7 protein-coding genes are annotated in these 13,642 nt (G+C 46.4%); 2 read left to right on the top strand and 5 right to left on the bottom strand.

Annotated elements, in window-relative coordinates; translation table 11 throughout:
• Positions 1 to 98: 98 nt before the first annotated feature.
• The gene (gene topA, locus LJ740_RS02330) at positions 99 to 2,750 is read right to left on the bottom strand and encodes a type I DNA topoisomerase (protein ID WP_229527438.1); all 2,652 of its coding nucleotides are present in this window, start codon (positions 2,748 to 2,750) and stop codon (positions 99 to 101) included.
• Between the two features lie 260 nt (positions 2,751 to 3,010).
• Between topA and astB the strand changes: the two genes are divergently transcribed.
• Entirely contained in the window at positions 3,011 to 4,351 is a 1,341-nt protein-coding gene (gene astB, locus LJ740_RS02335; protein ID WP_229527439.1) for an N-succinylarginine dihydrolase, read from the top strand.
• Between the two features lie 60 nt (positions 4,352 to 4,411).
• On the opposite strand, the gene LJ740_RS02340 is transcribed toward astB, so the two are convergent.
• Positions 4,412 to 5,527, bottom strand: coding sequence for an arginase family protein (locus LJ740_RS02340; protein WP_229527440.1), 1,116 nt, complete (start codon positions 5,525 to 5,527; stop codon positions 4,412 to 4,414).
• 113 nt (positions 5,528 to 5,640) lie between these two features.
• Positions 5,641 to 8,205: an Ig-like domain-containing protein gene (locus LJ740_RS02345; RefSeq protein ID WP_229527441.1), complete on the bottom strand. Its 2,565-nt coding sequence runs from the start codon at positions 8,203 to 8,205 to the stop codon at positions 5,641 to 5,643.
• Between the two features lie 119 nt (positions 8,206 to 8,324).
• Between LJ740_RS02345 and LJ740_RS02350 the strand changes: the two genes are divergently transcribed.
• Positions 8,325 to 9,677 carry a dicarboxylate/amino acid:cation symporter gene (locus LJ740_RS02350; RefSeq protein ID WP_229527442.1) on the top strand — a complete coding sequence of 451 codons (1,353 nt, stop codon included), beginning with the start codon at positions 8,325 to 8,327 and terminating at the stop codon, positions 9,675 to 9,677.
• Positions 9,678 to 9,737: 60 nt separating this feature from the next.
• On the opposite strand, the gene sohB is transcribed toward LJ740_RS02350, so the two are convergent.
• Both sohB and LJ740_RS02360 read right to left on the bottom strand, forming a co-directional pair.
• Positions 9,738 to 10,763 carry a protease SohB gene (gene sohB / locus LJ740_RS02355; protein WP_229527443.1) on the bottom strand — a complete coding sequence of 342 codons (1,026 nt, stop codon included), beginning with the start codon at positions 10,761 to 10,763 and terminating at the stop codon, positions 9,738 to 9,740.
• 150 nt (positions 10,764 to 10,913) lie between these two features.
• Positions 10,914 to 13,517, bottom strand: a complete 2,604-nt coding sequence (locus tag LJ740_RS02360; RefSeq protein ID WP_377307055.1) for a zinc-dependent metalloprotease — start codon at positions 13,515 to 13,517, stop codon at positions 10,914 to 10,916.
• Positions 13,518 to 13,642 lie beyond the last annotated feature (125 nt).

Consider the following 13,642-nt stretch of genomic DNA (forward strand, 5'->3'; position numbering starts at 1 on the left):
CTATACCGGAGGCTTAACGCGCTGTGCTCAATTAGCCACTAAAATAAGGGTTTTGTATTAAAAATAAAGGCTCTTGCGAGCCTTTATTTCAATTTCTGTCATTTAGACTTTTTGGCGGCGGGCTTTTTGGGTTCATCAATCACCCATTTATTGTCCTTAAACCAGGCTGTCCACCCGGTCGCTTTACCCTTGTCATTTTCGGAAGAAACATATTGTTGCTTCGTTTTACGACTAAACCTTACCAGAGTCTTGTTGCCCTCGTTATCCTGTGTGGGAGCATCCGCCAGATAACGCAACTTCTCCGGCAGTCTGTCTTTAAAACGCAACAACTCTTCCACCAGTGGCGCCCGTGTCTCTCTCGACTTAGGGAAGTTATGTGCGGCTAAAAAGATGCCGGAGGCGCCGTCTCTGAGCACAAAATGGGCATCAGATTTAGTACAGGGTAATTCAGGTAAATCCACCGGATCGGATTTCGGCGGAGCCACTTCACCATTTTTCAATAGCTTACGGGTGTTGCCACAGGTTTCATTGGTACACTTGAAATACTTACCAAAACGACCTGTTTTTAACTCCATCGGGGCTTCACAGCGATCGCAATCAATAACCGGACCGTCGTAACCTTTGATTTTAAAGTTGCCCTGCTCTACTTCGTATCCGGTACAGGTCGGGCTGTTGCCGCATATGTGCAGCTTGCGCTTTTCGTCGATAACATAACTGTCCATTGACGTACCGCAAACGTGGCAACGGTGGCGCTTTCTCAACACCTGAGCTTCTGCCTCGTCCTCTTTGTCCAGATCCACAACTTCATCGGCAGAAGTCAGGTTCATGGTATTGGTACAGCGCTCTTTGGGCGGCAGGTTATAACCCGAGCAGCCCAGAAACTGACCGGTTGATGAGGTGCGGATCATCATTTCGCGATCACACTTATCACACTTAATGTCAGTTTCAACTGATTTATTGCTGCTCATTCCGCCTTCTTCGGCAGGCAACTCAGCGGCTAACAACTTTTTATAGAAACCACCGTAAAACTCATCCAGTACATCTTTCCATTTGAGTTTGCCTTCGGCAATTTCATCCAGATGTTGTTCCATGTTCGCGGTAAAATCATAGCTCATCAGATCATTGAATTTTTCCAGTAATCTGTCGCTGACAATTTCCCCCATTTTTTCCGCATAAAAGCGACGTTGCTCGAGGCGTACGTAGCCGCGATCCTGAATGGTAGAAATAATACTGGCGTAAGTAGACGGTCTGCCAATACCCCGCTTTTCCAGCTCCTTAACCAGGCTGGCTTCACTGAAGCGCGCTGGTGGTTTGGTAAAGTGCTGTTTCGGGTCCAGTTTCAGTAAATTGAGAACTTCGCCTTCCTTAACATTGGGTAAGTTGTTGTCTTCTTCGCCTTTGCGCTTTATCTGCTCCTGAACACGGGTCCAACCATCAAATTTTAATACCCGGCCTTTGGCGGTTAAATCAAAGTCACCCGCTTTTACCGTGATCGTCGTGGCGTCGTATTTGGCAGGTGTCATCTGACAGGCCACAAACTGTTTCCAAATCAACTCATAAAGCCGCTGAGCGTCTTTTTCCATATCATTGAGGAATGCCCCCAACTTATCAACGTTCGTTGGTCTGATAGCTTCGTGGGCTTCCTGAGCGCCTTCTTTGCTACCATAAAAGTTAGGTTTCTCCGGTAAATAGGCGTCACCGAACTGAGATTCGATATAGCCACGGGCACTATTCAATGCCTCAGCACTCAAGTTGGTTGAGTCAGTTCTCATATAGGTAATGTGGCCAGCTTCGTACAATCGCTGTGCCATCATCATGGTCTTTTTCACCCCAAAGCCCAGCTTAGTACTGGCAGCCTGTTGCAATGTAGACGTAATAAAAGGAGCGCCTGGACGACTACTGGTAGGTCTGGACTCGCGACTGACCACTTCATATTTAGCTTTTTCCAGCAGCGCTAAAGCACTGTCTGTTTGCGCTTTATTAACCGGTTTAAAGGTTTTGCCATGCTGTTTTGCCACCATCATTCTGAATGGTGTGTTAGCCTGATTGTTCACATCAGCGTGAACATCCCAATATTCTTCAGGAATGAAGGCTTTGATTTCCCGCTCGCGTTCAACCACCAGACGCACAGCAACCGACTGCACCCGTCCGGCTGAAAGCCCTCTGGAAACTTTTTTCCACAACAGAGGTGACAACATAAAGCCCACGACTCTGTCTAAAAAGCGTCTGGCTTGTTGTGCATTAACCCGGGCGGTATTGACTTCGCCCGGTGTTTCAAAGGCTTCTTTTATGGCATTTTTGGTAATTTCATTAAACACCACCCGATGAAAGGTTTTGTTTTTATTACCAATAATGTTCTGCAAGTGCCAGGCAATTGCCTCTCCTTCTCTATCCAAATCCGTTGCGAGATAGATATGGTCAGCATCTTTAGCAAGCTTTTTTAATTCATTAACGACTTTTTCTTTACCCGCCATAATTTCATAGTGGGCTTCCCAGTAATTTTGCGGATCCACTCCCATGCGATCCACCAATTTTTGATATTCGTAATGCTGCAAATATTGTTGCTTTGCATCTTCACTAAATTCTTTCAGTTCTTTTGCCGGTTTTTTGGGCGGAACTTTGCCTAATGCTTTCGTTGGCAGATCTCTGACATGCCCGACGCTGGATTTTACGATGAAATCCTTACCCAAATATTTATTTATTGTCTTTGCCTTGGCTGGCGACTCCACAATAACGAGCGATTTTGCCATATTATACGTTCTAACCTTTACCTGACTGGTATTCACAACGACCAGTGGAACATTACATTCATGCTGTTATTAAAATTTCCTATTTTTAGGTATATCTGCAAAGTGAATAGAAAACAAGATTTTCTTCATAGTTATCTCATTCATGCTCTGCAGCCCTTTAAAAATAAGGTCTTCAAGATTGGCACAAGCATTAAAACACGTATAATGGCGACGCGATGAAAGAACTCAAGGCGAATTCTTCAACTCTTTAGAGGAAACTAATGAAGCAATACGAAGTCAATTTTGATGGTCTGGTTGGGCCAACTCATAACTACGGGGGGTTGTCCTTTGGCAACGTAGCCTCTTCCAGCAATGCCCAGGCGACAAGTAATCCTAAAGAAGCGGCAAAACAAGGTCTGGTTAAAATGAAGGCGCTGGCCGACCTTGGCATGCAACAAGGGGTGTTAGCACCACAAGAGCGACCCAATGTGCATGCTTTAAGAAGAATTGGTTTTAGCGGCACCGACGCAGACGTGCTGCAAAAAGCGGCAAAACAAGCGCCTCATATTTTACAATCAGTGTGCTCTGCTTCCAGTATGTGGACAGCGAATGCCGCCACAGTTTCCCCCGGCGCAGACACTGCGGATGGCAAGGTACATTTTACACCGGCTAATTTAACCAACAAATTTCATCGCTCTTTGGAGCCAATGATCACCGGACGGATTTTACAAGGCACATTTCAGAATCCAAAATACTTCCAGCACCATATGCATTTGCCCGACAACGATCACTTCGGTGACGAGGGCGCCGCTAACCATACCCGCCTGTGCGCAGATTATGGCCGCTCAGGTGTAGAGCTGTTTGTTTATGGTAAAGAAGCCTTTGATGTTTCAAAGCCTGCCCCCCAAAAGTACCCCGCTCGCCAAACCTTAGAGGCATCTCAGGCCATTGCGCGGTTACACGGACTGAGCGAAGAAAATGCGGTGTTTATGCAGCAGAACCCGGCGGTAATCGATCAGGGTGTGTTCCACAATGATGTAATTTCGGTTGGTAATCAAAATGTACTCTTCTATCACGAAGATGCGTTTATGGACACAGAATCGAAATTTGCCGAAATTCGCGACAAGTTCAACGGTGATGACCTACATTTTATCAAAGTTGCTCGTGACGATGTCAGCGTACTGGAAGCGGTAAAAACCTATCTGTTCAACACCCAAATACTCACTTTACCGAATGGTGAAATGGCGATTATTGCCCCTACAGAATGTCAGGAAAGTGAGTCTGTAAGTCGCTACCTGGATAAGTTAGTTACACTGGGAACACCGATAAAACAGGTGAAATATTTTGATGTTAAGCAGAGTATGCGTAACGGCGGTGGCCCTGCCTGTTTGCGCCTTAGAGTAGCATTGACCGAAGACGAACTGGCGGCGGTAAATCAACACACGCTGATCAATGATGGCTTGTTCGCCCGATTAAACACCTGGGTTGAAAAGCACTATCGAGACCAACTGTCTGTAGCTGACCTGGCCGATCCGCAATTGCTCAACGAGTCGCGCTCTGCACTGGATGAGTTAACGCAAATTCTGAAAATTGGCTCGGTTTACACCTTCCAGCAGGCGTAACACAGACTGACTTTACGAAGGGAGCGATAAGCTCCCTTTATTATTATTAATAATCAGAAATTAAAACTGAATCGCATCAACAATCGCCCGTGACACTTCACCGGCGGCACTCAACGTTGATTCAGGCTCATCGGCATCAGTTCCGGAGTGTTTGGTACTGACAAAGGGCGCTACTTCGGCAATATCCCCGGAAGTGATGTTTAGGTGTTTAGCAAACATCTCCACGGCCATTACAGCTTCATCAGGTGACAAACCGTCAGGTTCAGGGGTCCCGGTGGCACTCACGTATTCTGCACCAATCGCATCAATATCAAAGGTCAGGTAAATCTCGTCGATACCTTCCTGTTTAAAGTGCTCAATAGTTTCCGACGCGATGGCTTCTATACCCCGATTTTTAACATCATAATTCCAGTACTGTTTAACACCGTATTTTTCCTGCCAGTGCTCTTTCGGTTTACCGCTGGAGCGAATGCCAATTTGTACAACGTGGAAGGGCCGATCCAGGTCGTTGAGAATGTGATAAGTCCAGGAGCCGAAGCAGATGTCGATACCCAACCGCTGTTGCAGTAAATCCGTATGGGCATCAAAGTGAATGATACCCACTTTCTTACCCAGTTTTTTTTGTTGTTCAATATAGGCTTTGGTTAGCGGATAGCTGATGGAATGATCACCGCCTAAGGCGAAAAAACGCGCCCCCTGATTGAGTTCATAGGCACAGCGCACAACCTCATAGGCGATGGATAACGGGCTCACTGCCAGCTCAAGGTGCTCGTTGTCATAGAGTGCCGAGCGGCAGCTACGTACAGTGGCAGAATTCAAATATTTATCCATGAGCAAGTGTGGAATAACCCGAATATCGCCAATATCGTAGGTGATACTGTTTTTACTCATTCTGTCGTACAGGGCTTGTCGCACAAATAGCGGCCCCCAATTGGCACCGCGTAAAATGCCACCACCGGTGTCATGGCAAATACCGAACACCAGGGGTTTATCTACCTTGTAGTAACAATATTCCTGTAACTTTTTTCGCCAGGCTTTGTTAGCATCGTCGCCGGTGACGCCATACAAACGCTGGTGCAATACTTCTTTTTTGTCTTTCGCAGTTTGGACGGTAAATACCCCATTTCCCGGTGCACAAAGGTAATGATTGAGTTTTTCTTCAGGCGTTAATGACACAAAACAGTCCTCGCGATCTTGATAGTATATCTTCTACCAAGAATAGCACTGAGCGCATTATTTGCGTAAAAGCCAGTGATGAAAAAGGCGACCTGGGGTCGCCTTTAACGTTACTACAACGTATTGGTGCAGGAGTTACCTGAGCCAAAATCATTGTCATTAGGCGGCGTACTTTCAATGGTGGCATCTTCTGCGGAAACCCCCAGGGTGTGGAACAGACTGCTTCGATTTTCAGAGCCTGCCACCGGGGTGCTGGCAACAATTTTTATGGTTGCCCAGGCGCCGAAATTCTTCGGATATCTGAAACTAAATCGCGCCTGACCATTTTGATCCGTAATTACGTTGCCATCAATGGCACCCACATTACCCGGATCTATCTCACCATTGCCATTGGTATCTTCGCCGCTGTCTAAGATAGCGTCATCATCAATGTCCTCGTTAGAACAGGCAGCAGTATAAACAGCAACCCAATATTCAAACGCATCAGCGTTGGGGAATGGTTCCCAGTAGCCTTTGTAATAAGCCGGTCTTCTGACCTGATAATTAGCATCACCAGGTTCGGCGTTGGGGTCTAATAATTCGGTGTATTTTACCGGTGTACCGGAAATCGTAAGTTCCACATTAGGAACCGGGTTTGAGTTTGCATCCGTCACAAACAAGGTAAATTCTTTTTCATAGCTATCTCCTGTCGGTGACAGAATTTCATTACCGGTGCCAATAGAGATAAATAAAGCGCGATTAGCAACAGCAATATTGGTGGAGGCCGCTATCCCCGAGGTATCTTCGGTTGCCGTAATCACGATGGCATCTTCACTGGTTACCGTATTAGAGGTAAATACTGTGGATGCCAGGCCATTACTGTCAGTTACCGCAGCGGGAGGAAACAAACTCCCGCCACTGACATCTTCAGCAGTAAATCCCACAGTAACACCTTTCACCAGGTTACCGATGGGATCCCGCAACACCGCCGTAATGGTACTTTTTTGGCCACCCGGGCCGATAGAGTTGGGACTGGCAGAAACGATAATAGAGGCCACTTCGGTGGCAATGAACTCCACTTCAATACGCGCAGAAACTTCTCCATCATCCGAATCGGTGCCACGCGCACTGATGATTGCCGGGCCAGCAGTATTGGAACTGGCGGTAAAGGTAACCTGGCCATTTTCATCCGTAACGGCTGCATTAGTACTCAGGGTGCCGCGGGTGGTGGTTAATACTATGTCCCCTCCCTGATAAGGGGTATTGTCTTTTAACCAACTAATGGTGATGCTTTCCTGCGTATTTAGCGGCACATCTTCTACCGTAGCTCTGGCAAAACTAAACTCGTCCTCCTGAACAATAATACTCTGTGATGCGCTGGCATTCAGCGCCGTTGCGGTAATCACATCAGTGCCAGACAGCAGAGCATTGTAAGTCAGCGTAATTAAACCCGTTTCATCGGTTACCGGGCTGGTATCAGACAGGGCTCCTTCTACTTGCGAAGACAAACTAACCTGCTGATTTGGAATACCGTTACCATCAGAATCTGCCACTATGATGCTGATATCACCGGTGTCATTAAGAATCACCGAGGTCGGAGCATTAATATTCACGACGGTCCCGGTAACATCAACCGTTAACGTGCGGCTCAGGCCACCGGCCCTGGCGGTTAAGGTAATGGTGCGGTTCTCCGGGTTATTCTGTGAGGTCAATCTGGCCCTTGCAGTACCATCAGCCTGTGTCGTGCCCTGTATGATACTGAGTTCACCCGAATTAGAAGAAAACGAGACATCAATGCCCTCCATCAATATGTTGTCTTCATCTTTTACCAATGCGATAAGTTCTACCTCATCAGAACCACTGGAGGCCAGTAATAAGGAGCTGGTGAAAAAGTCCAGGGTCGCAGGCTGCTCTTCTACCACCTGCCCATCACCGGCTGAATTGAATCCGATATCTTCCTGCTCTGCAGTGTTAAGCGTTGCTATAACCACTCCGGACCCCGCCACCTGACCAACCCGTAAATTGATAGTGGCAACACCAGAGTCTTCCGTTAGTGCCGTGGCACTGGCAGGATCAAAAAAAGCCAGAGCGTCATTTGACAGCGAAAATGTCACCAACTCATCGGAAATTGGCGCGCCTGTCTGGTCGGTCACTGAGACTTCAACCCGCAATGGGTTAGCAGATGCCAGATCGTTATCCTCTTCGCCTGATACGGTATTGAGCAATCGCATGCTGATGTTTTTGCCGGTTACACTGGCATCGCCCAGTGAGCTAAAACCGATTTGCGCGCTTTCTCCTGTTTGCAATTCAGCCGTAACCAGCCCATCTCCCTGAATAGAACCAACCAATAATCCGATACTGGACACCCCTTGTGCATTTGTTAAAGCCGTGCCATTTTCCGGAGAGAAGCTTGCCAGTCCGGCCTGGTTAAATGAAAAGGTGACTAATTCGTCATCGGCGGGATTGCCATCGGCATCGGTCACAGTTGCAGTGATCGAAAGTGGTGTTGTCAGGCTTAATTGGTTACTGGCGGTGCCGGTTTCCGCCTCCTGAATTGTCAACTGGACGGACAAGGAGGTAGTATCTGGATCGGTTGGATTATCGTTATTATCACGACTTAAGCCGCCACCACCGCCACCACACGCGGTTAGCGTAAACAAAGCCAACAAGGTTAAAATGTGTTTGGACCAGATAGCCATCAGAAGATCCCTTATCGTTTTTATACTGAGCACGCGACTTCCCCACTTTTAAATTTTTTTATTCAGCTTCGCAAACAATCTTGTTACGCTTGTCCCAAATAATAAATAAAGCAAATTCTATGGAACAAACTAACAAAAAATATAGCCTCACTGCCCGAGTTTTTATCGGCATGATAGCCGGAATATTGACCGGGTTTTTCTTACAGTTACTGTTTGATGATAGCGGAGATTTTACCTTTAGCCTACTTGGCTTGGAATTTTCAACGTATGGATTTTTCGTAGAAGGTATTTTCAACATTATTGGTCAAATCTTTATCGCCAGTTTAAGAATGTTGGTTGTGCCTTTGGTGTTGGTTTCATTGATTTGCGGAACATCAAATCTCAGTGATCCTTCTCAATTGGGCAGACTGGGCGGTAAATCAATTGGTTTGTACGTTGTTACCACAGCGATTGCCATTACCATAGCGATTAGCATGGCGCTGATTGTCTCTCCTGGTGACGGCGTAGAACTCTCTGCAGACACCACCTTTACAGCCAATGATGCCCCGTCACTGCCTCAGGTCATCATCAATATGTTCCCCACCAACCCCATCAGTGCAATGGCTGACGGTAACATGTTGCAAATCATTGTTTTTGCGCTGTTGTTTGGTATTGCGATGTCGATGGCCGGTAAAGCGGGTGAGCGTTTGTCTGTTATCATGAATGACCTGAACGAAGTCATCATGAAGCTGGTTACCATTTTGATGAACCTCGCCCCCATTGGCGTATTCGCTTTAATGGCAAAACTGTTCTCCACCATTGGCTTCGATACGATATTGGCCCTGTTTAAATACTTTTTCCTGGTACTGGCCGTTTTAGCTATTCACGCCATGGTGGTGTACCCGCTATTACTCAAAGCCTTAACCGGATTGAACCCCGCTATGCTTCTCAGAAAAATGCGTGAAACCGCCCTGTTTGCATTTTCCACCTCAAGCAGCAGCGCGACATTGCCGGTAACCCTGGAAACCGCCCGCAACAAGTTGGGCGTACACAACTCGGTTTCTTCCTTTACTATCCCGCTGGGTTCTACCATCAACATGGATGGTACCGCCATTATGCAAGGTGTCGCTACGGTGTTTATCGCCCAGGTATTTAGCGTTGATTTGACGATCTCAGACTATCTGATGGTTATTCTTACAGCGACATTAGCGTCAATCGGTACTGCCGGTGTCCCAGGAGTTGGTTTGATTATGCTGGCAATGGTGTTGCAGCAGGTTGGACTGCCCGTTGAAGGTATAGCGCTGATCATTGGTGTGGATCGGTTACTGGATATGACACGTACCGCCGTCAATGTAACGGGAGATTGTACTGTTGCCTGTATCGTCGCAAAATCAGAAAACAAACTGGCCGAAGAGGTATTTAATAACCCCGATGCAGATAATGACAACGAAGAAATCGACATGAAGTCTTATCACAAACTGGGTAACGACTAAATCAGCCACGCCCCATTAAAAAAGCCAGTCATCGACTGGCTTTTTTATTTGTGCTGCTACCTATCGAAACACCGACTGGCGCCAATTCCCCAATTCGGTCAGGGTATTTTTCATGGTCATGCTGGCCGCATCGGCCAGTTTGTCCGCCAGTTTTTTGCGCGGTTTATATTTAATCGAGAAGATCTCTTTATCTTTAACCTGCGCCAGCAGGTAGTCATCAGAGGTCTGAATTTCGTCCACCAAATCCAGCTCAAGCGCTTTTTTACCTATCCAATGTTCACCTGTTGCCACTTTGTCAATATCAACAACACTGCGAAACTCCTGGATATGTGACTTAAAATAATGATGAATCTCTTCTAACTCAGCCTTAAATTTAACTCTGGCTTCATCAGTGTTTTCACCAAACATCGTCAGAGTGCGTTTAAACTCACCAGCTGTGTGTTGCTCCCACTCAACGTTATTGTTTTTCAGTACTTTGTTAAAGTTAGGCATTTGGGCGATAACGCCAATGGAGCCAATATAAGCAAACGGCGCCGAGATAATTTTATCTGCAACACATGCCATCAGGTAACCGCCACTGGCCGCCACTTTATCAACCGCTATGGTTAACTTAAGGCCACGGTTTTTAATGCGAGCCAGTTGCGACGCAGCCAAACCGTATCCGTGTACCGCACCACCCGGTGATTCAAGCCTGACTAACACTTCATCGCTGTCGGCCGCGACAGTCAGTAGTGCGGTAACTTCCTGACGCAAACTGTCCACTTCTTTTGCATCCATTGAGCCGTTAAAATCTAAAACGTAAAGCTTCGCCTCAATTTCACCTTCTTTGGACTTTTTATCCTTTTCTTTGCTCAGTTTTTTCTGCGCTTTTTCCCAGCTTTTAAACTGCTCTTTGCTGAATACCGTTGCCTTTGCTTTATATTCCAACTCCTCAAGTTTGTCGGATATAGAACTGATATCCAGCTCGCCTTTGTCCTGTTTTTGCTTTGATGCGATTGAGACAAGTCCGCCGAATGCAAACAACAAGGCCATAACAATAGTAACGGCTTTTAGTAAAAACATGCCGTATTCGCTTAAAAATTCCAATTAACTCTCCTGCTGGTTGGGAATGCGTGTTTTATCCGTATATGGGGGTGTTTATACTAATACCAATTTCGCAGAGAAACTACTACTTAACCCATACCACAGATAGTAAAAGGCCGGCATGACAGCCGGCCTGTATCAGCTTAAATCGCCTTAACTTTTGCTTTTGTGAAAGGCGCTGTTAATACGACGCATCAAAAAGTTGCGATGTATCTTTGTGGCCTGATCACCGCGTTTGAGGTTTAACTCATCCACAATCTGCTCAAGTTCGTAGGTCGCTACTGCCTGTGCAAAATGCGGATAGGCACTCTTGGCCTCAAGACCTGATATATTCAGCAGGCGATCGACATAAGCTACCTGCAGATTCTGACGGAAGCTGTTGACACTACCTTTCATATCGTCCTCAAAGATTGCGTCAGTTAAATCGGCAAACACGACTTCTAACGGGTAATCGTTGCCGTATAACGCGGTATCAACGATGCGCTCAACGGTGTTTTTATGCATCACATGAGCAAGAACCCCTTGTTGCGCTTTCAATACCATTTCGTGTACTTTTGGATCTTCGTTTTTGCCGAAGTTCTCAAAGTCACGTCGTTGTTTTTGCATCTGGTCATAAAGGGGTTGCATACCGTCAAAGGCATTAGGTGCAAACAGGTTGTCTCTTAGTGAAGACATCGCTGCTTTTTGAGTCACGGCTGGGGTTGGAGTAAAAGGCTTGGTGGCCCCTTCCTGCCCAACCATAGCACGATCCACATAAACCCCGCCGATGTAACGTGAGGTGACATTTGCCTGGCGTGAAAATTCAGTGAAAACAGCATTAACTCCCACAACCAGATCATTATAGGAATCTCCTGGGTTTAACGCTTTCTCAGTCATTTTTCCCCAGGTATCCCGGATTAGCTCAAAGCGATCTTTGGCGTAAGCAACAACATCCCCTGACATATCAAAAATGTTAACTCTGGGATCAATATGTCTGCCCGGTGCGCGCATATCATCGGCATCGTTACCAAATGCCAGTTCCGGCTGTGTCGAACGATTGAGAATTTCGGTTAATCGGGCTTCTTCCGCAGCAGCATCGTCAAGTGCTTCGGAATAACCATATTCAATAACCCAGTCATCATAGGGTCCTGGTTTCTCCGTGTAAAAATCCCCCTGCTCTTTACCCGGAGGGGCGAAGTTTACCGACGGATAATCCATCACTGAACCCGCTAATATGCCCTGAGTAACACTTTCGTCATGCACCACATCGTTGTCGTGCAGTTGCGTGGCACGCATATTGTGGTTCAACCCCAACGTATGTCCGACTTCGTGCAAAATCAGGTAATACATGGTTTGCTTTAACATCTTGTCTTTTTCAATATCACCCATGCCCTGGGCCATCGCCGTTGCCTGACCAAACAACAGGTTAGCATTCATGGCATGGCCTAAAGAGCAATGTAAACCCTCTTGCTCAATATCCACAGTGTCTGTTTCTGAATAACCATCACTCAGGAAATTAGCCTGAATCCAACGGCCTTTCATAAAGGTGTATTCCAACATGATATCAGCGGCAATAATTTCGCCGGTGTAAGGGTTCGCAATACTCGGTCCATAGCCACCAAAAGGCGGTCTTGGCGAACTGGTCCAGCGCAACACATTGTAGCGAATGTCATCGGCACTCCATTCAGCATCATCTGGCTGAACTTTTACTTCAATAGCATTGCTGATACCGGCTTTTTCAAACGCAGAATTCCAGGCCAATGTGGCATTTTTAATGGTCTCACGCCACTCCATTGGTGTGGTATTTTCAATCCACCAGGTGATCGGTTTAACCGGGTCAGAAACTTTTGCGCCAGGGTTTTTCTTTTGCAGATCCCAGCGATTAATCACATCGCGATAATTGGCGGTGCGATCTGAGGTCATATCATCGAATTGTTGCAGGAAATATCCCACCCGAGGGTCGTCTCGTCGTGGTTTAAAGTCATTATCGGGAAGCTGCACAAAGGAATGTTGCAATTGCACAGACACATAGCGCGGATCGGCAAGTTCATTATTACCGGCATTTTTAGGATTAGCGTCCTCAAAAACATATTCTACGATCATGTCGGTATTTTCTGGAAAGTTGTTAATTTCCAGAATGCGCGATTTACCACCGGTAAACTTACCCAATTTAAAGCGCTTAGAATCTTTATCTGCAGCCGGGTTAGGCCAGGGCGATACCTTGTGAATGCTTTCGTTGAGTACTAGGTCAGCCAAAGAAACGGCATACTTGCCCTCCTCGTCCATTTCAATTTTTGTTGATACCAGTACTGCTGAGCTGATGTTTGCATCTGCCGCACGACTGATGGCATTACTTTGATCAAAGTAGTAACGTGGGTTTAGCGCAACGACATCGATGCGATCAAAGTACTTACGAAATTCGATCAATTTGCCATCGCGATAGGCCCCTTTAAAGTGACCAGCGTCAAGGGCACCATTGACCGTATGCGCCATGTAAAGAATGGGCTTGTTTAACATATCATCAGTAATTACAACAAACCCAGAGCCGTCTTTTTCGTCGCGATAAACATCCATTAACCCCGGAAATGCTGCTTTTTCTGCCAGCTTTTCAGTCATGGACTTTTCTTTTTTCTCTTCCGCCGCTACTTTGTCTGCGCTTTCAGATTCTGCGGGAGCGGCTTCACTTTCCTGCATCAATAAGAGTTTGTGCTGTTCGCTTTCTGCGGCCTGAGCATTAATTGCGACTGATATTGCAGCAGCCAGCAAAGTAATTCGAATGTTCCTCATATCTCATCCTGTCGTTTTATTATTGGGTATTAGTTGTATTGCCATTAAATGACAAAAGCAGCAGAGTTTATATCAAAAATGCAGAGGAATTGCTTTTAGAAATGCTTCGTTACGAA

The organism is Planctobacterium marinum (assembly GCF_020687805.1).
In the GTDB taxonomy this organism is placed as follows: Bacteria; Pseudomonadota; Gammaproteobacteria; order Enterobacterales; family Alteromonadaceae; genus Planctobacterium; species Planctobacterium marinum.

Excerpts from the sequence above, each read along its gene's own strand:
- topA (WP_229527438.1), bottom strand. The coding sequence starts at position 2,750 with ATGGCAAAATCGCTCGTTATTGTGGAGTCGCCAGCCAAGGCAAAGACA.
- astB (WP_229527439.1), top strand. The coding sequence starts at position 3,011 with ATGAAGCAATACGAAGTCAATTTTGATGGTCTGGTTGGGCCAACTCAT.
- LJ740_RS02345 (WP_229527441.1), bottom strand. The coding sequence starts at position 8,205 with ATGGCTATCTGGTCCAAACACATTTTAACCTTGTTGGCTTTGTTTACG.
- LJ740_RS02350 (WP_229527442.1), top strand. The coding sequence starts at position 8,325 with ATGGAACAAACTAACAAAAAATATAGCCTCACTGCCCGAGTTTTTATC.